This is a genomic window from Micromonospora parastrephiae, from assembly GCF_016802865.1.
Taxonomy (GTDB): domain Bacteria; phylum Actinomycetota; class Actinomycetes; order Mycobacteriales; family Micromonosporaceae; genus Micromonospora; species Micromonospora parastrephiae.
In genome coordinates this window covers 32,798-58,914 of sequence record NZ_JAEVHM010000018.1, presented here as the reverse complement: position 1 = coordinate 58,914, position 26,117 = coordinate 32,798, and the positions used below count along the sequence as shown (strand labels likewise).

General features: G+C 71.7%; 20 protein-coding genes and 3 pseudogenes. 11 read left to right on the top strand and 12 right to left on the bottom strand.

Features of this window, described 5'->3' with window-relative positions; genetic code table 11:
- Positions 1-119 precede the first annotated feature (119 nt).
- Positions 120-2,276 (bottom strand): elongation factor G-like protein EF-G2, encoded by a 2,157-nt coding sequence (locus JNW91_RS06655; protein WP_203174033.1) that lies wholly within the window; start codon positions 2,274-2,276, stop codon positions 120-122.
- A 250-nt stretch (positions 2,277-2,526) separates the two neighbouring features.
- Here JNW91_RS06655 and pgsA point away from each other — a divergent pair, with 250 nt between their 5' ends.
- From pgsA to JNW91_RS33505, 8 genes and pseudogenes are all read left to right on the top strand, one after another.
- On the top strand, positions 2,527-3,156 hold the full coding sequence (gene pgsA, locus JNW91_RS06650) for a phosphatidylinositol phosphate synthase (protein WP_203174038.1): 630 nt from the start codon (positions 2,527-2,529) through the stop codon (positions 3,154-3,156).
- 49 nt (positions 3,157-3,205) lie between these two features.
- The gene (locus JNW91_RS06645; protein ID WP_203174032.1) at positions 3,206-4,135 is read left to right on the top strand and encodes a phosphatidylinositol mannoside acyltransferase; all 930 of its coding nucleotides are present in this window, start codon (positions 3,206-3,208) and stop codon (positions 4,133-4,135) included.
- A gap of 55 nt (positions 4,136-4,190) precedes the next feature.
- Complete coding sequence (locus JNW91_RS06640; RefSeq protein WP_203174031.1) at positions 4,191-5,351, top strand: glycosyltransferase family 4 protein; 1,161 nt, start codon at positions 4,191-4,193, stop codon at positions 5,349-5,351.
- 83 nt (positions 5,352-5,434) lie between these two features.
- Complete coding sequence (locus tag JNW91_RS06635; protein ID WP_203174030.1) at positions 5,435-5,938, top strand: hypothetical protein; 504 nt, start codon at positions 5,435-5,437, stop codon at positions 5,936-5,938.
- Between the two features lie 139 nt (positions 5,939-6,077).
- Positions 6,078-6,995, top strand: a complete 918-nt coding sequence (pdxS, locus tag JNW91_RS06630) for a pyridoxal 5'-phosphate synthase lyase subunit PdxS (protein WP_203174029.1) — start codon at positions 6,078-6,080, stop codon at positions 6,993-6,995.
- Positions 6,996-7,044: 49 nt separating this feature from the next.
- Positions 7,045-7,647: a pyridoxal 5'-phosphate synthase glutaminase subunit PdxT gene (pdxT, locus tag JNW91_RS06625; RefSeq protein WP_203174028.1), complete on the top strand. Its 603-nt coding sequence runs from the start codon at positions 7,045-7,047 to the stop codon at positions 7,645-7,647.
- A 207-nt stretch (positions 7,648-7,854) separates the two neighbouring features.
- Positions 7,855-8,607 (top strand): YebC/PmpR family DNA-binding transcriptional regulator, encoded by a 753-nt coding sequence (locus JNW91_RS06620; protein ID WP_203174027.1) that lies wholly within the window; start codon positions 7,855-7,857, stop codon positions 8,605-8,607.
- 2 nt (positions 8,608-8,609) lie between these two features.
- A pseudogene (locus tag JNW91_RS33505) lies at positions 8,610-8,960 on the top strand (DUF402 domain-containing protein); the annotation flags it as partial.
- A 284-nt stretch (positions 8,961-9,244) separates the two neighbouring features.
- Here the strand turns inward: JNW91_RS33505 and JNW91_RS06610 are convergent.
- The gene (locus tag JNW91_RS06610) at positions 9,245-10,267 is read right to left on the bottom strand and encodes an RICIN domain-containing protein (protein WP_203174026.1); all 1,023 of its coding nucleotides are present in this window, start codon (positions 10,265-10,267) and stop codon (positions 9,245-9,247) included.
- Between the two features lie 403 nt (positions 10,268-10,670).
- On the opposite strand from JNW91_RS06610, the gene JNW91_RS06605 reads away from it, so the two are divergent.
- Positions 10,671-11,624, top strand: a complete 954-nt coding sequence (locus JNW91_RS06605) for a peptidoglycan-binding domain-containing protein (RefSeq protein WP_203174025.1) — start codon at positions 10,671-10,673, stop codon at positions 11,622-11,624.
- Positions 11,625-11,897: 273 nt separating this feature from the next.
- Here JNW91_RS06605 and JNW91_RS06600 read toward each other — a convergent pair.
- The 7 genes and pseudogenes from JNW91_RS06600 to JNW91_RS06570 all read right to left on the bottom strand — a co-directional run bounded on the left by JNW91_RS06600 (position 11,898) and on the right by JNW91_RS06570 (position 18,099).
- Positions 11,898-12,958: pseudogene (locus JNW91_RS06600) on the bottom strand (ABC transporter permease).
- Entirely contained in the window at positions 12,955-13,848 is an 894-nt protein-coding gene (locus JNW91_RS06595) for an ABC transporter ATP-binding protein (RefSeq protein WP_203174024.1), read from the bottom strand. The pseudogene JNW91_RS06600 and the gene JNW91_RS06595 overlap by 4 nt, the downstream one beginning before the upstream one ends.
- Positions 13,849-13,929: 81 nt before the next feature.
- Positions 13,930-14,628 (bottom strand): response regulator, encoded by a 699-nt coding sequence (locus tag JNW91_RS06590; RefSeq protein WP_203174023.1) that lies wholly within the window; start codon positions 14,626-14,628, stop codon positions 13,930-13,932.
- Positions 14,625-15,950: a sensor histidine kinase gene (locus JNW91_RS06585; protein WP_203174022.1), complete on the bottom strand. Its 1,326-nt coding sequence runs from the start codon at positions 15,948-15,950 to the stop codon at positions 14,625-14,627. The genes JNW91_RS06590 and JNW91_RS06585 overlap by 4 nt, the downstream gene beginning before the upstream one ends.
- A gap of 120 nt (positions 15,951-16,070) precedes the next feature.
- Positions 16,071-17,018, bottom strand: a complete 948-nt coding sequence (locus JNW91_RS06580) for a permease prefix domain 1-containing protein (protein ID WP_203174021.1) — start codon at positions 17,016-17,018, stop codon at positions 16,071-16,073.
- Entirely contained in the window at positions 17,015-17,356 is a 342-nt protein-coding gene (locus JNW91_RS06575) for a PadR family transcriptional regulator (protein WP_203174020.1), read from the bottom strand. The genes JNW91_RS06580 and JNW91_RS06575 overlap by 4 nt, the downstream gene beginning before the upstream one ends.
- A 122-nt stretch (positions 17,357-17,478) precedes the next feature.
- Positions 17,479-18,099 (bottom strand): L-threonylcarbamoyladenylate synthase, encoded by a 621-nt coding sequence (locus JNW91_RS06570; RefSeq protein ID WP_203174019.1) that lies wholly within the window; start codon positions 18,097-18,099, stop codon positions 17,479-17,481.
- 29 nt (positions 18,100-18,128) lie between these two features.
- Here JNW91_RS06570 and JNW91_RS06565 point away from each other — a divergent pair, with 29 nt between their 5' ends.
- On the top strand, positions 18,129-19,544 hold the full coding sequence (locus tag JNW91_RS06565) for an MFS transporter (protein WP_203174018.1): 1,416 nt from the start codon (positions 18,129-18,131) through the stop codon (positions 19,542-19,544).
- Between the two features lie 56 nt (positions 19,545-19,600).
- Positions 19,601-23,131 (top strand): DNA polymerase III subunit alpha, encoded by a 3,531-nt coding sequence (gene dnaE, locus JNW91_RS06560; RefSeq protein ID WP_203174017.1) that lies wholly within the window; start codon positions 19,601-19,603, stop codon positions 23,129-23,131.
- A gap of 18 nt (positions 23,132-23,149) precedes the next feature.
- Here the strand turns inward: dnaE and abc-f are convergent.
- The 3 genes and pseudogenes from abc-f to JNW91_RS31990 form a co-directional block, all read right to left on the bottom strand.
- Positions 23,150-24,786: pseudogene (gene abc-f / locus JNW91_RS06555) on the bottom strand (ribosomal protection-like ABC-F family protein).
- 346 nt (positions 24,787-25,132) lie between these two features.
- On the bottom strand, positions 25,133-25,828 hold the full coding sequence (locus tag JNW91_RS06550) for a response regulator (protein WP_203174016.1): 696 nt from the start codon (positions 25,826-25,828) through the stop codon (positions 25,133-25,135).
- On the bottom strand, positions 25,825-26,043 hold the full coding sequence (locus tag JNW91_RS31990; protein ID WP_309244260.1) for an ATP-binding protein: 219 nt from the start codon (positions 26,041-26,043) through the stop codon (positions 25,825-25,827). Before JNW91_RS31990 ends, JNW91_RS06550 begins: the two co-directional genes overlap by 4 nt.
- Positions 26,044-26,117: the final 74 nt, after the last annotated feature.

Below are 26,117 nucleotides of genomic sequence, written 5' to 3'. Positions count from 1 at the left end.
GCCCCCGCCCCCGCCCCCGCTCGCGTCGATCATGGAGTTGTGGTGCCCCGCAAATCGGGCATACGTTCGCGTTCCGCCCACCACAACTCCATGATCGACCGGCTGGGAGAGGGGCCGGGTTAGGGGGTTTGTTCTTTGCGGGCCTGGTCGGCCAGGTGGGTGGGCATCGGGTCGTGGCGGACGAAGTGGCGTCGGAAGGTGCCGGTGCCGGCGGTCATCGAGCGCAGCTCCACGGCATACCGGAGCAACTCGATGGCCGGCACCTCGGCGCGGACGAGGGTGCGGCCCTCGGCGTCGGGGTCCGGTTCGGTGCCGAGCACCCGGCCGCGTCGGCCGGACAGGTCGCCCATCACGGTGCCCACCGAACCGTCCGGGACCCGGATGGTGACCTCGTCGATGGGCTCCAGCAGGGCCGGCTGGCCGCGTTCGGCGGCGTCGCGCAGCGCGAGCGCGCCGGCGGTCTGGAAGGCGGCGTCGGACGAGTCGACGCTGTGCGCCTTTCCGTCGACGAGGGTGACCCGCAGGTCGACCACGGGGTGGCCGGCGACCAGGCCGCGTTCCATCTGGGTGCGGAGGCCCTTCTCCACCGACGGGATGTAGTTGTGCGGCACGGCGCCCCCGACGACCCGGTCGACGAACTCGAAGCCGCTGCCAGGGGGCAGGGGTTCCACCTCGATGTCGCAGACCGCGTACTGGCCGTGGCCGCCGGACTGCTTGACGTGCCGGCCGTGCCCCGCCGCCGGCACGGTCAGCGTCTCGCGCAGCGACACCTTGACCGGTTCGGTGTCCAGTTCGACGCCGCCGGCGCGTAGCCGGTCGAGCACCACGTCGGCGTGGGCCTCGCCCATGCACCAGAGCACCAGCTGGTGGGTTTCCGGGTTGCGTTCGAGTCGCAGGGTGGGGTCACCGGCGACGAGTCGGGCCAGGTTGCGGGCGAGGGCGTCCTCGTCGGCGCGGCTACGGGCGACGATGGCCACCGGCAGCAGGGGCTCCGGCATCTCCCAGGGTGCGATCAGCAGCGGGTCGTCCTTGGTGGAGACGGTGTCGCCGGTCTCCGCGCTGCCCGACTTGGTGATCGCGCAGATGTCGCCGGCGACGCAGAGCGGCACCTCGCGCAGGGTCGCGCCCAGCGGGGTGTAGATGTGCCCGACCCGCTCGGCGGCGTCGTGGTCGGGGTGCCCGCGCTCGGCCATGCCGTGCCCGGAGACGTGCACGGTCTGGTCGGGGCGCAGCGTGCCCGAGAAGACCCGGACCAGCGAGACCCGGCCGACGTGCCGGTCGACGGTGGTCTTGACCACCTCCGCGACGAGCGGCCCGGCCGGGTCGCAGGTCAGCGGTGGACGGGGTGAGCCGTCCACGCCGGTGACCGCGGGCAGTTCGTGCTCCAGCGGCGACGGGAACGCGGCGGTCAGCACCTCCAGCAGCGCGTCCAGGCCGACGCCGGTCTCGGCGCAGACCGGCACCACGGGGTAGAAGTGGCCGCGGGCGACGGCCTTCTCCAGGTCCTCGATGAGCACCTCGGTGCTGATCTCCTCGCCGTCGAGGTAACGGTCCATGAGGGTCTCGTCCTCGCTCTCGGCGATGATCCCCTCGATCAGCTCGTTGCGGGACTCGTCGATGGCGGGCTGGTGCTCCGGGTCCGGGTCGCGTACGTCGGCGGGCAGCCCGGCGGTGTAGTCGAAGACCCGGCGGGTGATCAGGCCGAGCAGGCCCTCGGTGGAGACACCGTCGTCGCCGAGCATCGGCAGGTACAGGGGCATCACGTTGTCGCCGAAGACCCGCTGGCAGAGCGCCACCGTCTCGTCGAAGTCGGCGCGGGGCTGGTCCAGCCGGGCCACCGCGACGGCGCGGGGCATGTCGACCGCCGCGCACTCCTCCCAGAGCGCCACCGTCGCCGCGTCCATGCCGCCGGCCGCGGAGACGACGAACAGAGCGGCGTCGGCGGCCCGCAGCCCGGCGCGCAGTTCGCCGACGAAGTCGGCGTAGCCGGGCGTGTCCAGCAGGTTGACCTTGATGCCGTCGTGCAGCAGGGGCGCGCAGGACAGACTCACCGAGCGCTGCTGGCGTACCGCCGCCGGGTCGTGGTCGCCGACCGTGGTGCCCTCGACGACGCTGCCGGCCCGGCCGATGGTGCCGGTGGCGGCTAGCAGCGCCTCGACCAGGGTGGTCTTGCCCGCTCCGGAGTGCCCGACGAGCACCACGTTGCGAAGCCGCTCGGGCTCGGTCACCACCGGCGTGCCGCCGGTGGACCCCTTCTCGTGATTTTTCTGCGCCATGGGGCGCACCTCCCTCAGCCGGTGGTGGGTGGCGACCGCCGCGCGACGGGAAGCGGCCCGGGGCGAGTGCGCGGCGATATCCTCCGGTGGTCTGCTGCACAGCGGGAACTCAACGGGCGGGCGGGTGAGCTGGCTCACCTCCCGGCTCGATCTCACACCCGTTGTCGGGTAGGCACAAGCCTGCTCCGGGCGGGTCGGCGGGACCGGCCGTATCGCCGGACCTGGGCGGACCGTTATCGTGGGGACCGCCATGGCGAAGATCTTCCAAGTGTCGGCCCGCGCGGGGATGACCCGCGTCGTCGAGCCGATCGCTCGCGCCCTGCTGCGCGCGGGCGTCACCCCCAATGCCGTCACCGTCGCGGGCACCGTTGGTGTGCTCGTCGGCGCGCTCGGCTTCGGTGCTCGCGGCCACCTGGTCGCGGGCGCGTTGATCGTGACCGTGTTCGCGCTCACCGACCTGCTCGACGGGACGATGGCCCGGATGAGCGGCGGCTCCACCAGGTTCGGAGCGTTCCTCGACTCGAGCATGGACCGGGTCGCCGACAGCGCCGTCTTCGGCGCCGTCGCGTACTGGCTGGCCACCGAGGGTGACCATTCCGGGGTGGCCGCCGCGCTGCTCTGCCTTGCCGCCGGTGGGCTCGTCTCCTATGTGAAGGCCCGCGCCGAAGGGCTCGGCATGACCTGCAACGTGGGCATCGCCGAGCGCACCGAGCGGCTGCTGATCGTCGGGGTCGGCGGGCTCCTCACCGGCGTCGGGGTCCGACCGGCGCTGGAGATCGCGCTCTGGCTGCTCGCCGCCGTGTCGATCTTCACGGTGGGGCAGCGGGTGGCGCACGTCTACCGCCAGGCCCAGCAGCTCCAGCCGGACGGCCAGGCGTGAGGGGACGGGCCCGCGAGGCGCGGCGAAGCGCGACCGACGGCCGGGTCGCGTGAACCTCACCGAGCTGGGCTTCGTCGCGGGCTGGCGGCTGGTCCGTGCCCTTCCCCGGCCGTTGGTGGCGGCGGCGTTCAAGGCGGGCGCGGACCGCGCCCACCGCGCCGGCGGCGGGGGTACGGCCCGACTGCGCGCGAACCTGCGCCGGGTGGTCGGCCCGGAGCTGCCCGACGCCGAGTTGGACGATCTCGTCAAGCGCGGGCTGCGCTCGTACGCCCGGTACTGGATGGAGGCGTTCCGGCTGCCCGCGTTGAGCAGGGAGCAGATCCTGTCCGGGTTCCGGCTCGACGGTGCCGAGCTGCTCGCCGCCGACGTGGCCGCCGGTCGGGGTGCGGTGGTGGCGCTGCCGCACGCCGCCAACTGGGACGCCGCGGGCGCCTGGGTGGCGGCCACCGGCTGGCCGATCACCACGGTCGCCGAGCGACTGCCCGAGGGCGTCTACGAGCGGTTCCTGGCCTTCCGGGAGGGCCTCGGGATGGAGATCCTGCCCACCCACGGCGGGTCGCGGCCGGCGTTCGACGTGTTGTTGGACCGGCTGCGTGCCGGTGCGGTGGTGCCGCTGCTGGCCGACCGGGATCTCTCCGCCCGGGGCGTGGAGGTGGACTTCTTCGGCGCGAAGACCCGGATGCCGGCCGGTCCGGCGCTGTTGGCGCTGCACACCGGCGCGCCGCTCTACGTGGCCTCGATGTGGTACGAGCCGGATGCGGCGTGCGCGTCGCTCGCCGGTCCGCTGCCGGTGCCGGGGCCCGAGGTGGGGCCTTTGGACCAGCGCGTCCGATCATTGACGCAGCTGATCGCCGACCATCTGGCGGCGGGTATCGCCCGGCATCCGGAAGACTGGCACATGTTGCAGCGGATGTGGCTGGACCAGCGGGGGTCGGGGGGCGGCACGGCGTTGCCCTCGCCGTCTGCCGGTCGGTCCTGAGGGGGTGGGCACGGTGAGGTGGTGTCCCGCAGTCGCGGACGAGGGGCGCTGACGCATGCGGATCGGCATCGTGTGCCCGTACTCCTTCGATGTTCCGGGCGGGGTGCAGAACCACGTGATGGACCTGGCCGAGGCGCTGATCGCCCTGGGCCACGAGGTCAGCGTGCTCGCCCCGGCCGACGAGGATTCCCCGCTGCCGGCGTACGTGGTGTCGGCCGGGCGGGCGGTGCCGCTGCCGTACAACGGTTCGGTGGCCCGGATCGCGTTCGGGCCGGTCTCCACGGCCCGGGTGCGGCGGTGGATCACCAACGGGGACTTCGACGTGCTGCACGTGCACGAGCCGCTGACGTTGAGCCTGTCGCTGCTGGCCGTCCTCTCCGCGCGCGGGCCGGTGGTGGCCACGTTCCACACCGCGATGACCCGCTCGCGGGTGCTGGCCGCCGCGCAGGGCGTCCTCCAGATCGTGCTGGAGCGGATCACCGCCCGCATCGCGGTGAGCGCGCTGGCCCGCAAGGTGCAGGTCGAGCACATGGACGGCGGCGCGGTGGAGATCCCCAACGGGGTGGCGGTGGCCAAGTTCGCCGACGCGGAGCCGTTGCCGGGCTGGCCGGGGGAGTGCGCTGAGGGCACCGGCGGCACGCTGGGTTTCCTGGGCCGGTTCACCGAGGCGCGCAAGGGTTTCCCGGTGCTACGGGACGCGTTCGTGGCGCTGGCCGACACCCGTCCCGGGTTGCGGTTGCTGGTCGCCGGCCCGGGTGACCCCGACGACCTGTACGACCAGTTCCCGACCGAGCTGCACGAGCGGGTGACCTTCCTCGGCCTGGTCACCGAACCGGACAAGGCGCGGATGCTGCGCAGTGTGCACCTCTACGTGGCGCCGAACACCGGTGGCGAGTCGTTCGGCATGATCCTCACCGAGGCGCTGGCGGCCGGTACGACGGTGGTCGCCAGTGACCTGGACGCGTTCCGGCGGGTGCTCGACGGCGGGCGGGCCGGGCGGCTCTTCCCGACCGGCGATCCGGTGGGGTTGCGGGACGCGTTGACCGAGCTGCTGGACGATCCGGCCGGCCGGGCCGGTCTGAGCGCCTGCGGCGATCAGGTGGTGGCGAATTTCGACTGGCCGGTGGTTGCTCGCCGTGTTCTGGAGGTATACGCAGCGGCGATCGAGGCGACCGACGGGCGGGTCATCGACCAGGAGTGGGTGGGGCTGGGCTGAGCCGGTGGTGACGGGTGGTGCGATCGTGACGGTTGCGACCGGCGTGAGCGCGCCTAATCGGAGGCGAACGGAGCAGCACTACGATGCGGCACATGTGGTGGGTGGTGGCCGCGAGCGTGGTCGTGGGGCTGGTCGCGGCGTACCTCATCTGGACCGCGGGGCGGGTCGAGCGGTTGCAGGGCCGCGCGGAGCTGGCGGCCCGGGCTCTCGACGCCCACCTGTTGCGCCGGGCGGCGGCCGCCGCCGTGCTGGCGGAGCGCCGCTTCGGCGTCGAGTTGTACGCGGCGGCCCGGGTCGCCCTGGACGCCCAGCCGGACGAGCGGGAGGCGGCGGAGAACGACCTGACCCGGCAGTTGCGGACGGTGCGGTTGGATCCGGCCGATCCGGACTGCGCGGCGGTGATCGCCGCGAGTCGCCGGCTGGCGCTGTCCCGGCAGGTGCACACCGACCTGGTCCGTGACGCCCGCTCGGCGCGCGGCCGCCCGCTGGTGCGGTTGTTGCGGATGGGGCGGGGCCGGGAGTGGCCGCGGTACTTCGACATCGACGATCCGACCCTGACGGTGCCCGCGGACGTGCCCGCGAGCTGACGGCGGGCGGTCGCCGGCGGGCCGGTGAGCAGTGCCACACCGCAGGCCACCGGGGGTCTGATTGGCTGTCGGCGTGGCGTTGAGTGCCGCGTAGCATTTTCGCTGCCACCCCCAGAGCACGTTCGAGGAGCGATGTCCCGTGCCTGAAACCACTGCCCCGACCACCGGCACCACTCCCGTCGTCGGCACCGCTCGCGTGAAGCGGGGCATGGCGGAGATGCTCAAGGGTGGCGTGATCATGGATGTGGTCAACGCCGAACAGGCCAAAATCGCTGAGGACGCCGGCGCGGTCGCGGTGATGGCCCTGGAGCGGGTGCCCGCCGACATCCGCGCGCAGGGTGGGGTGTCGCGGATGAGCGACCCCGACATGATCGACGGGATCATCGAGGCGGTCTCCATCCCGGTGATGGCGAAGGCTCGCATCGGGCACTTCGTGGAGGCGCAGATCCTCCAGTCGCTGGGCGTGGACTACGTGGACGAGTCCGAGGTGCTGACCCCGGCCGACTACGCCAACCACATCGACAAGTGGGCGTTCACGGTTCCCTTCGTGTGTGGTGCGACCAACCTGGGCGAGGCGTTGCGCCGGATCACCGAGGGCGCGGCCATGATCCGCTCGAAGGGTGAGGCCGGCACCGGTGACGTCTCCAACGCCACCACCCACATGCGGAAGATCCGTCAGGAGATCCGCCGGCTCTCCTCACTGCCGGCTGACGAGCTGTACGTCGCGGCCAAGGAGTTGCAGGCCCCGTACGAGCTGGTCAAGGAGGTCGCCGAGAGCGGCAGGCTGCCGGTGGTGCTGTTCACCGCGGGCGGCATCGCCACCCCGGCGGACGCGGCGATGATGATGCAGCTCGGCGCGGAGGGCGTCTTCGTCGGTTCCGGCATCTTCAAGGCCGGCAACCCGGCCCAGCGGGCCGCCGCGATCGTCAAGGCCACCACCTTCCACGACGACCCGGACGTGCTGGCGAAGGTGTCCCGCGGTCTGGGCGAGGCGATGGTCGGCATCAACGTGGACGAGATCCCGCAGCCGCACCGCCTGGCCGAGCGGGGTTGGTGACGGCCGACGCCCGCCCGAACGGCGCGACGCGGAGAGGAATGGTGCGAACGTGACGGCACCCGTGATCGGTGTGCTCGCGCTACAGGGGGACGTCCGTGAGCACCTGGCGGCGCTGGCCGCGGTGGGTGCGGACGCCCGCCCGGTCCGCCGCCCGGGGGAGCTGGACGCGGTCGACGGGCTGGTGATCCCCGGGGGCGAGTCCACCACCATCAGCAAGCTCGTCGACATCTTCGAGCTGCGCGAGCCGATCGACAAGCGGATCGCCGGCGGGATGCCGGTCTACGGGTCCTGCGCCGGCATGATCATGCTGGCCGCCGAGGTGCTGGACGGCCGCCCCGACCAGCGGGGCTTCGCCGGCATCGAGATGACGGTGCGACGCAACGCGTTCGGTCGCCAGGTCGACTCGTTCGAGGCGGCGGTGGAGATCAACGGGGTGCCGGGGGAGCCGTTCCACGCGGTCTTCATCCGGGCGCCGTGGGTCGAACGGGTCGGCGCCGGTGTCGAGGTGATCGGCACGGTGACCGGCGGCCCGGCCGCCGACCGGATCGTGGCGGTGCGGCAGGGCAACCTGCTGGCCACCTCGTTCCACCCCGAGCTGACCGGTGACCTGCGCGTGCACGCGTACTTCGCGGAGCTGGTCCGCGCCGCCTGAGCGGACCCCCCGGCGCGGCTCGGCAGCCCGGGCGGGTGGCGGGTGTGACACGCCGGGGTGCGACCTCGGTAAGATTGCGGCGGTTCGGCAGGGCCGTCGCCCGGCGCGGCATTTCCCGCGGAGCCGACCGGCCGCCGGATCGCCGGATGCGGCGCGGAATCGGTGCGGCAGTCGACGCAGGCGTGGAATGACAGACGGAGGTAGAAGATGTCCGGCCACTCAAAGTGGGCGACGACCAAGCACAAGAAGGCCGTCATCGACGCCAAGCGCGGCAAGATGTTCGCCAAGCTGATCAAGAACGTCGAGGTGGCCGCGCGGACCGGTGGCGGCGACCCGTCCGGTAACCCGACGCTCTACGACGCCATCCAGAAGGCGAAGAAGAGCTCGGTGCCGAACGACAACATCGATCGCGCCGTCAAGCGCGGCTCCGGCCTCGAGGCCGGCGGCGCCGACTGGCAGACGATCATGTACGAGGGGTACGGCCCCAACGGCGTGGCGATGCTCATCGAGTGCCTCACCGACAACCGCAACCGCGCGGCGACCGAGGTGCGCACGGCGCTCACCCGCAACGGCGGGTCCCTCGCCGACGCCGGCTCGGTGTCGTACATGTTCTCCCGCAAGGGCGTGGTGATCGTCCCCAAGGAGGGCACCACCGAGGACGACGTGATGTTGGCCGTCCTCGACGCCGGCGCCGAGGAGGTCAACGACCTCGGTGAGGCGTACGAGGTGGTCTCCGAGCCGACCGACCTGATCGGTGTGCGTACCGCGTTGCAGGACGCCGGCATCGAGTACGAGTCGGCCGAGTCCTCCCTGATCCCCAGCATGAACGTGCCGCTGGACGAGGAGGGCGCCCGCAAGATCTTCAAGCTGATCGACGTCCTGGAGGACTGCGACGACGTGCAGAACGTCTACGCGAACTTCGACGTCAGCGACGACGTGATGGCCGCGGTGGACGCCTGAGGATGGCGACGGAACGACGGTTCGCGCCGGGCGACGTGGTCGTCCGGCGCGAGGTCCTGCGGGGCGAGGTGTGGTTCGGCTGCCCGACGATCTGCGTCGAGGACACGCCCGACCTGCTCGCCCTCTACCTCCCGCCGGGGGCCGAGTTCGGCTTCCCGCAGGCGGGTGTGTTCCCGTGCGGGCGGCACCCGTGGGAGACCGCGGGGCACCGTGCGTGGTCCGGGCACGGCAAGCTGATGCTGCAACGACCCGGCGAGTCGCACTCGGTGGACGTGTTCTGGACGGGGCCGGAGCGCGCCTTCGCCGGCTGGTACTTCAATCTCCAGGACCCGGTGCGGCGTACGCCGATCGGGGTGGACACCCTCGACCACGAGCTGGACCTGTGGTGGGCCGCGGACGCCGAGGGGTACGTCTGGAAGGACGTGGAGATGTTCGCGCAGCGCCTCGTCGAGGGGCGCTACCCGGGCATGGCGGACGCCATCCGGGGCGAGGGTGACCGGATCGCGGCGCAGCTCGACGCCGGTGAGCGCTGGTGGGACCCGGCCTGGGCGCAGTGGCAGCCCGACCCGGCGTGGTCGCGCCTCCGCTGCCCGCCGGTTGGGACCAGGTCCCGCCGGCCCGCTGACCCGCGTCGTCGTCAGCCTCCGGGGAGCGCGTCGACCAGGAACACCTGGTCCGCGCCGCCGGTGCATGGTTCGACCAGCGCCTCGGCCGACACGTCGGTGTCGTCGTCGCGCAGGCCGACGCACAGCTCGGTACGGGCCGGCCGGATGCGGTACGCGTCTGGCGCCGATCCGGTCGGCTCGAAGCGGAACACCTGCGCCCAGTTGCTCGCGCTGCAGTCTTCCCAGGGTTCGAGCAGGTTCCGGCCGGGATCGTCCTCGCGGATGGTGAGACAGCCCTCCCCGTGCACGGGGTGGATCCACTCGATGAAGTACAGCCCGTGGTCCACCGGTTTCAAATGGGTGTCCGGTGGGGTGGCCTGCGCGCAGGGCCGCTGGACCGCTATCTCCTTGGTGTACTGGCCGGTGCGGTCACGTCCCTCGGTGACACAGAATCGCGGGGTGCGGGCGGGACGGATCTGACTGCGGCCGGCACTCGGTGTGCTCGACGCGCTGGCGCTGCCGCCGGCGGTGGTCGAGGCGGGGCCACCGGCCGACGCGGTCGGTTCGGTGAGCTGCGCGGCCCTTCGCTGCTCGTCGTCGGGTCGCATGATCCAGGCGCCCACACCGAGCGCGGCCAGCAGGGTGGCGACGACGAGCAGCGCCAGCGGCGCGGGTCGCGCGAACCAGCGTGGCCGGGCCGGGCCGGAACGCCGCGGGGCCGCCGTCGCGTCCACGTCGACCGGCGGGACGTCCGGTGCCGGCGACGTCGGGGCGAACCCACCGGCGGCGAGGCGGTTGCGTGCCCGCAGCCACGCCTCGACCTGATCCTGCGCGCCGCAGGCGCGGACGAACGCGGCCACCACCTCGGCTCGCGGCAGGGTGGACCGACGCAGGATGTCGGCGGCGGTGCTGCGGGCCAGCACGTCACCGGAGGCGGCCGCGCGTTGCTCCAGTTGCCGGTAGGTCAGCCGCGACCGGTCCTTGAGTTGGCGCAGCAGGTCGACGAACTCGGCCGGGTTGGCTGCGTCGTCCGGTCGTAGGTCCCCCGTGGTCATTGCCCGATTCTCCAGACACCGCAAGGCGTCCGGCAAGTCGCCGTCGGACAACTGTCCGACGTGGTCGGACAGAACCCGGACAAGGGCCGCTGAGCTGCCCGGACGTCCTGCCGCTGTGACCAGGGCATTGTCCCCGCCAGCCGTCTTATCTAGCGTCGATTCTCGATGGCCGCGCCGCCGAACGGCGTTCGGCCGTCGGGTGCGAACCGCCGCCGGTCCGGACCCGACGACATCGTCGACACGGGGAGATTTCGATGGATGACACTGCCCGAGATCCGCAGACTGCGGTCGGGTACGTCGCGCTGCTGCGGGACGTGCGTCGACGGTCCGGACTGACCTACCGGGAGATCTCCGGCGGGCCTCGTCGGAAGGGCACTGGCTGCCGCCGAGCACCCTCGCCACCATGTTGGGGCGGACCACGCTGCCCCGGGAACGGACCGTCGTGGCGTTCTTGGCAGCCTGCGGTACGACGGCGGCCGAGATCGAGCGGTGGGTGGCGCTGCGGCGCGACATCGAGGCCCGCCTCGGCGAGCGTGAGCACGGTGAGACGTGGGCGGCGCAGCCCGCCGCCCGCGCGACTGAGGAATCGCCGGCGGCTGAGGAAACGCCAGCGACTGAGGAAACGCCGGCGGCTGCCGACCCGCCGGCGGCTGTCGACCCGTCCGCGATCCTCGAACCGCCTCGCGCCGGTGACCCGCCCGCGCCTCGGCGACCGACACCCAGGGCGCCCCGGTCGGCCCGTCGACGGCTTCGGCTGGCGGTGTTCGCGCTGCTCGGCGCGCTGACGGTGGGGGCGTCCGGAGTGCTGGTGTCCCAGCAGGGCGGCCCGGACGGCCCGACCGAAGGCTGCCCGCTGGTCCTGCGCCAGGGCATGTACGGCCCTTGCGTGTTGAACCTTCAGGAACGGCTGGTGGCCAGCGGGTTGCCGGTGGCGGCGGACGGCTGGTTCGGCCCGGACACCACCAGCCGGGTGATCGCCTTCCAGGCGCTGGGCGGAATGCCGGTCAGCGGCACCGCGGACGGGCAGGTGCTCGACGAGTTGGCCGGTGATCCGGTGGCGACGACCGTCTGGCCGGAAGACCGGATCGGCAAGTATGTCCGCGAGTTGTTCCCGGAGGATCCGGCCCGGGCGGTCGAGCTGGCTCGGTGCCTGTCCGGACTGGACCCGTACCGGGTGGAGGTCCAGGCGGACGGGTCGCGCCGCTGGGGGCTGTTCCAGTTCAGCGACATGGAGTTGTCCCGGTTCGGCGTCGACCGCCGGACCGCGCTGGACCCGGGATGGAACATCCGGGCGGCCCGGGGTGTCTGGTCGCGGACCGGCGGCTTCGGCCACTGGCACTGCGAGTCCGCCAGGTGACGACACGCCGCTCCCGTCCGGCCCGTGACGACCGCGAGCACCGCGCTGAGCAGACGCCACAGGTGCCGTGCGCGGTGTCGCGGGCCGCTCGATGGGGTCATGGAGAGCCTTTCCGGTCCGGGCGACGACCAGGCCGTTGCCCTGTGGATCGGCTCAGCGTAGGAGCGTTCGCCCTGTTCGCAGCTGCCGAACGCATGGTCGGGACGGTGCCGAACGACAGCGGGCGCCGGCGTCCGAGAAGGACGCCCGCGCCCGCCCGGGCGGACCGTCGACTCAGCCGATCGTCTCCCGCTCCCGCCACGCGGTGCGCAGCGACGTCCGACCGTTGGTCCGCAGCAGCGACCCCTCGTAGATCCGCGCGCCACCGACGAGGAACGCCGCGGCGCTGACCAGCAGCAGGGCCAGCGAGACGAACGGCTCCCAGCCGGCCGCGTCTCCGGTGAACAGCCGCAGCGGCATCGCCGTGGGTGACGAGAAAGGCAGGTAGGACAGCACCCGCATGGCCTCGGCGTTGTCGTTCAGGAAGATCACCGCGAAGAACGGCAGCATCACCGCGAGCTGCACGGGGGTCGACACCCCGGCGATGTCCTCCTGCCGGTTGACCAGTGCCCCGGCGGCCGCCCACATCGCCGCCAGGAGCACGAAGCCGAGCAGGAAGAACGGCACGAACCAGCCGATCGCCGGGGCGAGCAGAGTGAGCAGACCGCCGCTGTCGCCGATGCCCATACCGATCACCGCGACCACCGCGATCAGCGCGATCTGGCCCAGCGCCAGCAGCGCCCCGGCCACCACCTTGCCGGCCAGCAGCGCCCGGACGGGCACCGCGGCCACCAGGATCTCCACGATCCGGGTCTGCTTCTCCTCGGTGACGCTCTGCGCGATCTGCACACCGAACGTCTGCGAGGTGACGAAGAAGACGAACGCGAAGACGAACGGCACCAGGAACGCCACCACCGGGTCGACCGCGTCCGGGTCGAGCAGCCGCACCGGCGGCGCGCTGCTCAGTGCGCGTACGACGTCGTCGGGTGCCTCGTCCATGGCGAGCACCGTCGGCCGGCGACCACCGCGGCGTCGGTGTCCCCGTCGCGGACGGCCTGTTCGGCGGCCCGGTCGTCGGGCACGACGCGGACGTCGAGGCCGGCGGCCCGCAGCGGATCGGCGGCGCCCTGGGTGACCGCCACGCTGTCCGGTCCACCGGAGAGCAGCGGCGGCAGGATCGTGCCCGCCGCGGCGATCAGCAGGAAGAAGAGCGTGCCGAACAAAAAGGTACGGTCGCGCAGCTTGACCCGGATCTCGCGTTCGGCGACCAGCCGGGTGGCCTGGGTGACGTTCACTGGGTGACCTCTCGGAAGATCTCGGTGAGCGAGGGGCTGACCGGGCGGAAGGCGCGGACCGGGCCTCGGGCCAGCGCGGCGTGCAGCACGGACTGTTCGTCGGCGCCGGCCGGCAGGTCGAACACCGCCCGCGCGCCGTCCAACTCGACCAGGGTCACCCCGGGTTCGTCGCGTACCCAGCCGGCGTCGGTCGCCACGACCAGCTCGTAGCGGGGCACGGTGTACGTGTCGCGCAGTTGCTGCCGGCTGCCGGCGGCCCGGATCACGCCGTCGGCGATGATCACCAGGTCGTCGCAGAGCCGCTCGACCACATCGAGTTGGTGGCTGGAGAAGAGCACCGGAGCACCGGCGGTGGCCCGTTCCCGCAGCACGGCGACGACCGTGTCGACGGCCAGCGGATCCAGCCCGGAGAACGGCTCGTCGAGCACCAGCACCTCCGGATCGTGCACCAGAGCGGCGGCGATCTGGGCGCGCTGCTGGTTGCCCAGCGACAGCGTCTCCAGCAGGTCGTCGCCCCGTTCGGCGAGACCGACCCGTTCCAGCAGGGCGTCGGTGGCGCGTCGCGCGGCGGCGGCGTCCAGGCCGTGCAACCGGCCCAGGTAGGTCACCTGCTCCCGCGCGGTCATCTTGGGGTAGAGGCCCCGCTCCTCGGGCATGTAGCCGAAGCGCCGCCGATCCTGCCGGGTCAACGTCGCGCCACCCCAGCTCACGTCGCCCGCGTCCGGGGCGAGCACGCCCAGGATGATGCGCATGGTGGTGGTCTTGCCGGCGCCGTTGGCGCCCACGAAGCCGGTCATGCGGCCGGCGGCCACCTCGAAGGACACGTTCTTGAGTACCTGCCGGTCGCCGAAGCTGCGGTCGACGCCGTCCAGGCGCAGCGCTCTGGTCACGCACCCACGCTAGATCCAGTACGTCTGCGTGCCGTCCGCCCGGCGGCTGAGTCGACGGGTCCGTCCCGCGACGGAGGCCGGTCAGCCGCCGGGGCGTACCACCCCGTTCTCGTACGCGAAGACCACCGCCTGGACCCGGTCGCGCAGACCGAGTTTGGCCAGCACCCGGCTCACGTGGGTCTTCACCGTCGCCTCACCCAGGTGCATCTCGACGGCGATCTCCGCGTTGCTCGCCCCGGCGGCGAGCAGCACCAGCACCTCGGATTCGCGCGGGGTCAACCCGCGCAGCGCGGCGTCGGCGTCCGGACCCCGGTGGGCGGTGCCGGACGGGTCGCCGGGACGGGCGAAGGTGGAGATCACGCGGCGGGTGATCTCCGGGGCGAGCAGGCCGTCGCCCCGGGCCAGCACCCGGATCGCCTCGACGAGTTCCTCCGGTGTGCCGTTCTTCAGCAGGAAGCCGCTGGCCCCGGCCCGCAGGGCGGCGAACAGGTAGTCGTCGCGGTCGAACGTGGTGAGGATCAGCACCGCGGGCGCGCCGGGCCCGTCACCGCTGATCCGCCGGGTGGCCTCCAGCCCGTCCATCCCGGGCATCTCCACGTCCATCAGCACCACGTCCGGGCTGGTGGCCCGGGTCATGGTGACGGCGCGCTCGCCGTCGGCGGCCTCGCCGACCACCTCGATGTCGTCCTCCACCTCGAGGATGACCCGGAAGCCGGTGCGGACGAGGTGCTGGTCGTCGGCGAGCAGCACCCGGATCGGCGTACCCGGTGCGGCGCTCACGCCGTTTGCTCCGCGGCGGCCGTCAGGGATCCTCCGTCGCTGGTCTCCCGTTGCCCGCGCACGGGGTCCGCGAGCGGAAAGCGGGCGCGGACCCGCCAACCGCCGCCGGCGCGGGGTCCGGCCTCCAGGTCGCCGTCGTGTGCGGTGACCCGCTCGCGCATCCCGATCAGGCCGAGCCCGGCGGCGTCGAGTCGGCCGCCGGCCCGTCCGTCGTCGGTCACGTCGACCTCCACCTCCCGGGCCAGGTACCGGACCCGCACGTCCAGCAGGTCCGCTCCGGCGTGCTTCAGGGTGTTGGTCACCGCCTCCTGCGTCACCCGGTAGGCCGCCTGCGAGACCGACTCGGGCAGCGTCACGGGATTGCCGTACACCCCGAGGGTGGCCGTCAGGCCCGCGGCCCGCGCCCGCTCCACCAGCTCACCGATCCGCTCGACGTCGCCGGCCGCGGACCGCCCGACGTCGGCGTCGCCGGAGGCCCGCAGCACGCCGAGCATGCGGCGCAGCTCGTCGACGGCCGTGCGGGCGCTCTGCTCGATGGCGGTCAGCGCCGTGCGGGCCTTGCCCGGGTCGCGGTCGAACACCCGGCGGCAGGCGGACGCCTGCACCCCCATCACCGACACGTGGTGCGCGACGACGTCGTGCAACTCCCGGGCGATCCGGACCCGTTCGCCGAGCACCGCCCGCTCCCGGGCCTCGGCCTGGGACCGGCGCAGGTCCTCGGCCTGTTCGCGCAGCTCGTGCTCGCGCCGCGCGGCCACCCAGGCGGTCTCGCCGAAGAAGTACGCGAACCCGAAGACCAGCACATTGACCAGGACGCCGGTGACCATCGCGGCGAGCACCGGCGGCACCGGTCCGACCGCGTCGGCGAAGGCGCCGGGCGGGATGTGGTCGATCGTCACCGCGTAGTAGACGCCCAGCCAGGCGAACATCGTGGCGATCACGCCGATCCGCAGTCGACGGGCCAACTGATGGTCCGGTCCCCAGGCGCCCAGCGTGTAGAGGGCGCAGAACAGGGCCCAGGAGGAGAACTGGGTTTCCGGGGCCGATCGCGCCTGCGCCGCGATGAGCGCCACGGAGACGACGAGCAGGGTCGCGGCCGGCCAGCGCCGCCGCCAGACCAGCGGCAGGGTCACCGCGACGGTCCAGACCAGCTGCTCCGGCCCGGACGGTGGTGGCCCCAGCAGGAATGCTCCGGTGCTACGGGCCAGGGTGAGGCTGACCAGCGCCAGCCCGGTCACCGCCAGCCCGAGCCACAGGTCGATCCGGCGCTGCTCAGGCGTCGGGCCCGGACGACGCCATTCCTCGCGCGGTGCCACGGTCATCCGGGAACGATGCCACGTCACCCGTCGTGCCCGCCGACCGGGCGGGCCGGTGCCGCTCCGTCACGTCGACGGGCGGCGGCCCGGCGCGAGGTACGCGCCGGGCGCCGTGTGGGGTCTCGCTCACACCGTCTGGCGGCGGGCCTTCAGGGCGGTGTCGATCAGGTCCCAGACCACGATCACGGCCGCACCCACCGCGACGGCGGTGCCGAGGACGTTGCGGTTGTCCGCGTCCGCCAGCCAACTGAGCCGCTCGCCCAGGGCCGGGTTGAGCAGCCGGTCGGAGAGCGCCAACCACACCACCGACACCGTGAACGCGAGGTTGAGCAGCGCCTTCGTCCCGAACAGCGCCCAGGTCCAGCGCCCGATCCGGTACTTGACGATTTCGAACGCCACGCTGGCGAGCAGGACGACGATCAGCGCCGGCAGCCAGAACGACCAGAGCGCCGGGTCGAGGATCGGGATGTTGTCACCGTCGGTGGCGCGTACCCATGATCGGTAGTGCTGGAACGGCAGGTATCCGATGGTCACCAGCAGCATCACCACCGACGCGACGGTCTCGACGAGGGAGATGTCCCGGTGCGCCGGGACGTCGGGCAGTTGGTCGACCGTCCAGTCCGGCAGGTCGGCGGTGGGTTGGAACCGGTCGATGAGGGCGAAGGTCAGGGTGAGCCAGAAGGCGATCTGCACGGCCACCTGGAGGGCGGTGGCGATGCCCGTCCCGATGGCCCCGAAGCCCTTGCCGTCCGCGACGTCGACGATGGCGACCACGGTGCCGACGAGCGCAGGGATGAAGCTGAGCAGCAGTTTCAGCAGCCGCCACCACACCAGGTAGTACGTCGGGCCGATGAGTTGCAGACGGCGGTCGGCGTAGCGGGCGGCCAGCCGGTCGGGGTTGCCCAGCTCGGTGAGCACCTCGCGCTCGGCGGCGGCGGGGTCCGCGCCACCGCTCGTGCGGTCCTCGACCATGTCTCCGATGGAGGCGCGCAGCTCCGTGGCGATCTCGTCGCGTCGCGGGGCGGGCACCGAGCGCAGGGTGGCGGCGAGGTAGCGGTCGGTCAGGGTGTTCATCGGTCCACTCCTTGGATGAGCCCGGTGATGGAGGTCTGCACGGCGGCGAGATCGTCGAGGAGCCGGCTCAGCATGGACTCGCCCTCGTCGCTGGTCCGGTAGAACTTGCGCGGCCGGCTCTCCTCGGTGTTCCACTCGCTGGTCAGCAGGCCCTGGTCCTCCAGGCGGCGCAGCAGTGGGTAGAGCGTGTTGGCGTCCACCGGGAAGCCGTGGTCGGTGAGCCGTTGCAGCAGTGCGTAGCCGTAGTTCGGTCGGCGGAGCGCGACCAGGCTGGCCACCACGACGGTGCCTCGACGCAGCTCCTGGAGATGCGTCCGTAGAACATCCTCGCTAACCATGTGTCACACCATACTGTGTGCCACACAGCATTGTCTACGGCGACAGTGTTGTGTCGGAGGGTGAGACAAGAAGCAGGGCCCGCACCGGGTGGCGCGGGCCCTGCTGGCAAGCCGAACTGGTGCTACTCGAAGCGGGAGACGTCTCCGGCGCCCCGGCGCAGAATCTCCGGCTCGGGCCCGGACAGGTCGATCACGGTCGTCGGCTCCTTGCCGCAGTCGCCGGCGTCGAGCACCGCGTCGAGCTGGTGGTCGAGCCGTTCCTTGATCTCCCATCCCTGGGTCATCGGCTCGTCGTCGCCGGGCAGGATCAGGGTGCTCGACACCAGCGGCTCGGCCAGCTCGGCCAGCAGCGCCTGGGTGACGGTGTGCCGGGGTACGCGGACGCCGACGGTGCGCTTCCTGGGGTGCAGCATCCGGCGCGGCACCTCCCGGGTGGCCGGCAGGATGAACGTGTAGCTGCCCGGCGTGGAGGCCTTCACCAGCCGGAACACCGCGTTGTTGATCTGGACGAACTGACCGAGCTGCGCGAAGTCCCGGCAGACCAGGGTGAAGTGGTGCCGGTCGTCGAGGTGTCGGATCTCGCGGATCCGGTCCAGCCCGTCCCGGTCGCCCAGCCGGGTGCCGAGCGCGTAGCAGGAGTCCGTCGGGTAGGCGACCAGCCCACCACCTCGGATCAGGTCGGCGACCTGACCGATGATCCGGGGCTGGGGGTTCTCCGGGTGTACGTCGTAGTACCTCGCCATCCCCCGAGCGTAGGCGCTGCCCAGGAGGCATGCCCGTCCCGGGCGCGGGCGAGGGCGAGGGCTCCGGGCGCGACGACATCGACGTTGATATCCTGCGCGAAGAATCGGGATCAGCACGCGTCCGGTGGCTGGGTAGGCGCGTCTCTTCGCTGTGCGAGGAGACCGTCGTGTCATATCGAGAGCTCGTTCGCGCAACCCACGTCGCCGTCTTTCCCGGCGGCTTCCTGGCGCGACTGCCGTACGCGATGACGCCTCTGGGTACGCTCGTGCTGCTCCAGCACACCACGGGAAGCTATGCCTTCGCCGGTCTGGCGGCCGCGGCGCAGAGTCTCGCCATCGGCGCGGGTGGCATCGTCGTCGGGCGGCTCGCCGACACCATGGGCATCCGCCGTCTCGGCGTCTGGATGGCGATGGCGAACGCGGCCGCTCTGGCGGGCCTCATCACCGCGACCGCCGCCGGCCGCCCCGTGGTCTTCGCCGCTGCCGTCCTCGTTGGCGCGACACAACCCCAGGTGGGCCCCCTGATCCGGGTCCACTGGTCCTACCTGGCGCGTTCCCGTCCCCAACGGCCTGGCCTGATGACCACCGCGCTGTCCTACGAGGCGGCCGCGGACGAGGCCAGCTTCATCGTCGGTCCCGCGCTGGTGGGACTCCTCGCGGCGGTCCACCTTCCCGTGCCATCGGCCGCGCCGCTGCTCGCGTGCATCGTGCTCCTCCTCGCGGCGGCCACGCCGGTGGCGCTTCTCTACGCGACCGCACCCATCAGCACGTCCTCCCGACCATCGGTTTCGCCATTGCCATGGGCTGGTGTGGCGCTCATGGTCGCCGCCATGGCGATCATGGGCGGCATCTTCGGCGCGGTGCAGGTGGGAGTGACGGCGTACGCCATGGCGGCAGGCCGCCCCTCCGCTGCCGGACTCCTGTACGCGGCCCTCGGACTGGGCGGTGCCGTCGCCGGTATCGCCTACGCCTGGATCCCGGCACGTGTGTCCCTGCGGACTCGCCACCGGACCTTCAACCTCGGGCTTCTGATCGCGACGGCCCTGCTACCTGTTGGTCACTTCTGGATACCGCTGTGGGCGGTGGTCCTCGTGGCGGGGCTCGCCATCGCGCCTCACATGATCACCATTTACGCCACAACCGAGCGGCTGGCTCCCACTCGCGTCACGGCGACGATGACGATCGTCTGCGCGGCGGGACCGGTCGGTACGGCCGCCGGTCAAGCGGTGGCCGGCCTCCTCGTCGACCAGTCCGGGCACCGTGCGGCGTTCGGGCTGGCGCCCCTTCTCGCGGCAGTTGGCCTCGCCCTCACGTTCGGCGGGCCGACGGGGAAGTCGGGTTCGCCAGGTAGTTCGAGCGCGGACGCGCCCGTGCCCGGGCGGCGGACGAGATGCGGGCCACGACCGTCGGCGCGGACGGTGGAGCCGTCGAGATCACCTCGGTAGGGTAGGTCCCGGTCGGCTCCGACCATCGAGATCCACACCGCCGGGGGGCGCCAGGCATGGCCGATTCGTTCGCGCATCTGCACGTGCACACGGAGTATTCGATGCTCGACGGAGCGGCCCGTCTCAAGGACCTGTTCGCCGAGGCCAACCGGCTCGGCATGCCGGCCGTGGCGATCACCGACCACGGCAACATGCACGGCGCGAACGACTTCTACAAGCAGGCGATGGCCGCCGGGATCACCCCGATCCTGGGTGTCGAGGCGTACGTGGCGCCGGAGTCGCGCTATCACAAGGCGCGGGTCAAGTGGGGTCGGCCGGAGCAGAAGAGCGACGACGTCTCGGGTAACGGCGCGATCACCCACAAGACCATGTGGGCGAAGAACGCGCAGGGCCTGAAGAACCTGTTCACCCTCAACTCGCGCGCGTCCATGGAGGGGCACTACGTCAAGTGGCCACGGATGGACATGGAGCTGATCGCCGAGCATGCCGAGGGCATCATGGCCACCACCGGCTGCCCGTCGGGCGCGGTGCAGACCCGGCTGCGGCTGGGGCAGTTCGACGAGGCGCTCAAGGTCGCCGCCAGCTACCAGGACATCTTCGGCAGGGACAACTACTTCCTGGAGATCATGGATCACGGCCTCTCCATCGAGCGCCGGGTCCGTGACGGGCTCACCGAGATCGCCCGCAAACTCGACATCCCGCCGGTCGTCACCAACGACTCGCACTACACCCACGAGGCGCAGGCCACCGCGCACGACGTGCTGCTCTGCGTGCAGACCGGCAGCAACATCGACGACCCCAACCGGTTCCGGTTCGAGGGCGGCGGCTACTTCATCAAGAGCGCCGACCAGATGCGCGCGGTCGACTCGTCCGAGCTGTGGCAGCAGGGCTGCCGCAACACCCTGCTGGTGGCCGAGAAGGTCGACCCGACCGGGATGTTCGAGTTCCACAACCTCATGCCGCGCTTCCCGGTGCCGGAGGGGGAGACCGAGGAGTCCTGGTTCCGCAAGGAGACCTTCGCCGGCCTGGCCCGCCGCTACCCGGGCGGCATCCCGGAGGGGCACGTCGTCCAGGCCGAGTACGAGCTGGGTGTCATCAACCAGATGGGCTTCCCGTCGTACTTCCTCGTGGTCGCGGACTTCATCCAGTGGGCCAAGAACCAGGGCATTTCGGTGGGCCCGGGTCGTGGTTCGGCCGCCGGTTCGCTCGTCGCGTACGCGCTGGGCATCACCGACCTGGATCCGATCCAGCACGGCCTGATCTTCGAGCGGTTCCTCAACCCCGAGCGCGTCTCGATGCCGGATGTCGACATCGACTTCGACGAGCGTCGGCGCGGTGAGGTGATCAAGTACGTCACCGACAAGTGGGGTGAGGACAAGGTCGCCCAGATCGCCACCTTCGGCACGATCAAGGCGAAGGCCGCGATCAAGGACTCGGCCCGGGTCCTCGGTTTCCCGTACGCGGTCGGCGACCGGATCACCAAGGCGATGCCGCCGGCCGTGATGGGCAAGGACATCCCGCTCACCGGCATCTTCGACCCGAAGCACCCCCGCTACGCCGAGGCCGGCGAGATCCGTGGCCTGTACGACTCCGACCCGGACGTCCGCAAGGTGATCGACACGGCCAAGGGCATCGAGGGGCTGATCCGGCAGACCGGCGTGCACGCCGCCGGCGTCATCATGTCCGCCGAGCCGATCATCGAGCACATCCCGTTGATGCGCCGCGACGCCGACGGGGCGATCATCACGCAGTTCGACTACCCGACCTGTGAGTCGCTCGGGCTGCTGAAGATGGACTTCCTCGGCCTGCGCAACCTGACGATCATCGACGACGCGGTCAAGAACATCGAGCTGAACCACGGCAAGAAGCTCGACCTGCTGGCCCTGCCGCTCGACGACAAGATCGCCTACGAGCTGTTGGCCCGCGGCGACACCCTCGGCGTGTTCCAGCTCGACGGTGGGCCGCTGCGGTCGCTGCTGCGGATGATGAAACCGGACAACTTCGAGGACATCTCCGCGGTCATCGCGCTGTACCGGCCCGGCCCGATGGGCGCCGACTCGCACACCAACTACGCGCTGCGCAAGAACGGCCTCCAGGAGGTCACGCCGATCCACCCGGAGCTGGAGGAGCCGCTGCGGGAGATCCTGGCGCCGACCCACGGCCTGATCGTCTACCAGGAGCAGGTGCAGCGCGCCGCGCAGATCCTGGCCGGCTACAGCCTCGGTCAGGCGGACCTGCTGCGCCGGGCGATGGGAAAGAAGAAGAAGGAGATCCTCGACAAAGAGTTCATCCCGTTCCGGGACGGCTGCCGCGAGCGCGGCTACTCCGACGAGGCGATCCAGGCGGTGTGGGACGTCCTGGTCCCGTTCGCCGGGTACGCCTTCAACAAGGCGCACTCCGCCGCGTACGGCCTGGTCTCCTACTGGACGGCGTACCTCAAGGCGCACTACCCGGCCGAGTACATGGCCGGGCTGCTGACCAGCGTCGGCGACGACAAGGACAAGATGGCGCTGTACCTGTCCGAGTGTCGCCGGATGCGCATCCAGGTGCTGCCACCGGACGTGAACACCTCGGCCGGGCCGTTCACCCCGGTCGGCAGGGACATCCGCTTCGGACTGGCGGCGGTGCGCAACGTCGGCGCGAACGTGGTCGCCTCGATCATGCGGTGCCGGGAGGAGAAGGGCGAGTACTCCGACTTCTACGACTTCCTGTCCAAGGTGGACGCGGTGGTCTGCAACAAGAAGACCATCGAATCGCTGATCAAGGCCGGCGCCTTCGACTCGATGGGGCACAGCCGCAAGGCGCTGCTGGCGGTGCACGCCGACGCCATCGACGCGTACGCCGACGTCAAGCGCAAGGAGGCCGTCGGCCAGTACGACCTGTTCGGCGCCGGCTTCGGCGACGCCGACACCGGCAGCACGACCGTGATGCCGGTCATCGGGGACGGTGAGTGGGACAAGCGGGACAAGCTGGCCTTCGAGCGGGAGATGCTCGGCCTGTACGTCTCCGACCACCCGCTGTTCGGCCTGGAGCACATCCTCAACGCGGCGGCCGACACCACCATCGCCGCGCTGGCCGAGGAGGGCGGGGTGCCCGACGGCGCGGTCGTCACCCTCGCCGGCATCCTCTCCGGGGTGCAGCGCCGGGTCACCAAGCAGGGCCGGGCCTGGGCCTCGGCCACCCTGGAGGACCTTGCCGGTGGGGTGGAGACGCTGTTCTTCCCCAACACGTACGAGGTGATCGGGCAGTACATCGCCGAGGACGCCATCGTGGTGGTCAAGGGTCGCGTGGACCGCCGCGACGACACCCCACGGATCATGGCGATGGACATGTCCATGCCGGACGTCAGCACCAGCGCCACCAACAAGCCGGTCACCCTCACCATCCCGGTGCACCGGTGCACGCCACCGCTGGTGGAACGACTCAAGGAGACCCTGGTGCTGCACCCCGGCGACACCGAGGTGCACGTCAAGCTGCTCAACGGTGGGCGCACCACCACCCTGCGGCTGGGTCCGTTCCGGGTGGCGGCGACGACCGCGCTGATGGGTGATCTGAAGAGCGTCCTCGGCCCGGCCAACGTGAGCTGACCGGGCCGGGGCGCCGGCTCAGTCCCGGTCCGGGGCCGCGATCTCCCGCAGCCGCCCGTCGGCCAGCCGCAACCACCGCTGCACGCCGATCTCGGCGAGGAACCGTTCGTCGTGGCTGACCACCACGAACGCCCCCTGGTACGCGGTCAGCGCGCTCTCCAGTTGGGCCACGCTGATCAGGTCCAGGTTGTTGGTCGGCTCGTCGAGCAGCAGCAGTTGCGGTGCCGGTTCGGCGCAGAGCACACACGCCAGGGTGGCGCGCAGCCGCTCACCGCCGGAGAGCACCCCGACGGGCAGGTTCACCCGGGCACCCCGGAACAGGAACCGGGCGAGCAGGTTCATCCGCCTGGCGTCCGGCAGGCTCGGCGCGTACGCGGCGAGGTTCTCCGCCACCGTGCGGTCGAGGTCCAGCAGGTCCAGCCGCTGCGACAGGTACGCGATCCGCCCGTCGGCGCGGCGGATGTCGCCACCGGCCGGTTCGAGGTCACCGTTGACGAGGCGTAGCAGGGTCGACTTGCCGACGCCGTTGGCCCCGGTGAGCGCGATCCGTTCCGGCCCCCGGATCACCAGGTCGGCGCCGTCGCCGGTGAACAGCTCCCGGTCGTCGAAGCGGGCCCGCATCCCCTGGCCGGAGAAGACGGTGCGGCCGGCCGGGACGGTGGTGTCCGGCAGGTCCACGACGATCCGGTCCTCCTCGCGTACCGCCCGGCCGGCCTCGTCGAGGCGCGCCTGGGCCTGACCGACCCGACTGGAGTGCGTCTCCTGCGCCCGGCCCGCGGACTCCTGCGCGCTGCGCTTCAGCCCGCCGGCGACGATCCGGGCCAGGCCGGCGTTCTTGAGGTTCCTGGAGGCGTTGCTGGCCCGCCGGTCGCCCGCTCCCGGGCCTGTTGCATCTCCCGCTTCTCCCGCTTGACCTCCTGCTCGGCGTTGCGCAGGTTGCTCTCGGCCACCTCCCGGGCGGCCTGCACCGCCTCGGTGTACGCGGTGAAGTTGCCCCCGTACCAGCGGATCTCACCGCGGTCCAGTTCCGCGATGCGGTCCATCCGGTCCAGCAGCTCCCGGTCGTGGCTGACCAGCAGCAGACAACCGGGCCAGTCGGTCAGCACGCCGTACAGCTTGTGCCGGGCGTCCAGGTCCAGGTTGTTGGTCGGCTCGTCGAGCAGCAGCACGTCCGGGCGTCGGAGCAGTTGCGCGGCCAGGCCGAGGGAGACCACCTGGCCGCCGCTGAGCGTGTGCATTCGCCGGTCGAGTGCCAGCCCACCGAGGCCGAGGCGGTCCAGTTCGGCGCGGGTACGCTCCTCGATGTCCCAGTCGTCGCCGATGGTGGCGAAGTGTTCCTCACTGGCGTCGCCGCCCTCGATGGCGTGCAGCGCCGCGATCCGCTCGGCGACGCCCAGCACCTGCGCCACGGTCAGGTCACCGGCCAACGGCAGCGTCTGCGGAAGGTAGCCGAGCAGGCCGTCGACGGTGACGCTGCCGCCGCTGGGCCGCAGCTCCCCGGCGATCAGCCGCAGCAGGGTGCTCTTGCCGGCGCCGTTGGGCGCGACCAGGCCGGTGCGACCGCCCGGGACGGTGAAGGACAGCTCCGAGAAGACCGGGGTGTCGTCCGGCCAGGAGAAGGACAGGTTCGAGCAGACGATGAACGCATCAGACATGCGAGTGACCTCAGAGGGTGGGGTGGGCGCGCCGTAGCCGCCCGACGACAACGGGAACCGGTGGAACGACAATTGGCCACCGCGGCTGCGCGGGAGGCGCGCCGAACCGATGGCCGAACACATCCGGTCTCACCCGGAGATGTCGTCGTCACCCGCCATGTCTGGTCTCCCTGGTCGTACCGCTAACCCAACGCGCCGAGTCTAACAACGGATCTTCGCCCCGCCAGGCGATAGGGCGGGTCATCATGAGTAGTGGTGGGCGTCATGTCAGCCGCTGCCCGATTTGTGGGGCACCACAACTCCATGATCGACGTGAGAGGCGCCGAGCGCGGGGAGCGGGACCCGCTCACCTTGGGCGGTACTCGACCTCGGGGCGGCCGGGAGTGCCGTAGCGGGGGCTGCGGACGACCCGGTCGATGGTCACCAGGTATTCCAGGTAGCGGCGGGCGGTCACCCGGGAGATGCCGGTCAACGCGCTCACCTCGGTCGCGGACAGCCCCACCTGCGCGCCGGTTCCGCCGGCCAGCGCGGCGCGTACCCGGTTGAGGGTCTGCGCGTCGAGCCCCTTGGGCAGGCTGTGCCCGGCGGTGCCGCGCAGCGTGGCGAACATCCGGTCCACGTCGTGCTGGGCGGCCACCTCGCCGTCGGCGAGCGCCTGGGCGCGGTAGTCGGCGTAGCGCTCCAGCTTGTCGCGGAACGCGGCGAACGTGAACGGCTTGAGCAGGTAGTGGGTCACCCCGAGGGACACGGCGGTGCGTACCACCGCCAGGTCCCGCGCGGAGGTCACCGCGAGCACGTCGACGCTGCTGCCGGCGGCCCGCAGCGCCCGGCAGACGTCCAGGCCGTGCAGGTCGGGCAGCCGGAAATCAAGGAGTACGAGGTCCACGTCGCCGCCGTCGTTGGCGCGCAACGCCGCCATCGCCGCCCGCGCGGTGTGCGCCACCCCGACGACCGTGAAACCGGGAACCCGTTCGGTGTACGCGGAATGCGCCTCGGCCAGCAGCGGCTCGTCCTCGACGACCAGCACCCGGATGTCGGTCACGAGCGCTCACCCCCGCCGGGCAGGCGGACGGTGAACAGGCTGCCGCCGTCGTCCGAGCGGCCCACCTCGTAGCTGCCTCCGTGCCGGCGGACCACCTGACCGACAAGCGCCAGGCCGAGGCCCCGCCCGGTGCTCTTGGTGGACCAGCCGCGCCGGAACGCGTCGGCCACCCGTTCCGGGGCCAGCCCGGGGCCGCTGTCGGCGACCCGGACCACCAGCTCGTCGTCGACCGCGCCGACGAAGACCCGCACCCGGCGCGCGCCGGCGTCGCGGCCACCGCTTCGAGCGC

Bases quoted from the DNA above. Each gene is read 5' to 3' on its own strand.
- pgsA (WP_203174038.1), top strand. From the start codon at position 2,527: ATGGCGAAGATCTTCCAAGTGTCGGCCCGCGCGGGGATGACCCGCGTC.
- JNW91_RS06585 (WP_203174022.1), bottom strand. From the start codon at position 15,950: ATGACCGTGGCACCGCGCGAGGAATGGCGTCGTCCGGGCCCGACGCCT.
- JNW91_RS06635 (WP_203174030.1), top strand. From the start codon at position 5,435: ATGCGGCACATGTGGTGGGTGGTGGCCGCGAGCGTGGTCGTGGGGCTG.
- JNW91_RS06570 (WP_203174019.1), bottom strand. From the start codon at position 18,099: ATGGCGAGGTACTACGACGTACACCCGGAGAACCCCCAGCCCCGGATC.
- JNW91_RS06610 (WP_203174026.1), bottom strand. From the start codon at position 10,267: ATGACCACGGGGGACCTACGACCGGACGACGCAGCCAACCCGGCCGAG.
- JNW91_RS06565 (WP_203174018.1), top strand. From the start codon at position 18,129: ATGCCCGTCCCGGGCGCGGGCGAGGGCGAGGGCTCCGGGCGCGACGAC.
- JNW91_RS06620 (WP_203174027.1), top strand. From the start codon at position 7,855: ATGTCCGGCCACTCAAAGTGGGCGACGACCAAGCACAAGAAGGCCGTC.
- JNW91_RS06640 (WP_203174031.1), top strand. From the start codon at position 4,191: ATGCGGATCGGCATCGTGTGCCCGTACTCCTTCGATGTTCCGGGCGGG.
- dnaE (WP_203174017.1), top strand. From the start codon at position 19,601: ATGGCCGATTCGTTCGCGCATCTGCACGTGCACACGGAGTATTCGATG.
- JNW91_RS06575 (WP_203174020.1), bottom strand. From the start codon at position 17,356: ATGGTTAGCGAGGATGTTCTACGGACGCATCTCCAGGAGCTGCGTCGA.
- JNW91_RS06605 (WP_203174025.1), top strand. From the start codon at position 10,671: ATGTTGGGGCGGACCACGCTGCCCCGGGAACGGACCGTCGTGGCGTTC.
- JNW91_RS06655 (WP_203174033.1), bottom strand. From the start codon at position 2,276: ATGGCGCAGAAAAATCACGAGAAGGGGTCCACCGGCGGCACGCCGGTG.
- JNW91_RS06580 (WP_203174021.1), bottom strand. From the start codon at position 17,018: ATGAACACCCTGACCGACCGCTACCTCGCCGCCACCCTGCGCTCGGTG.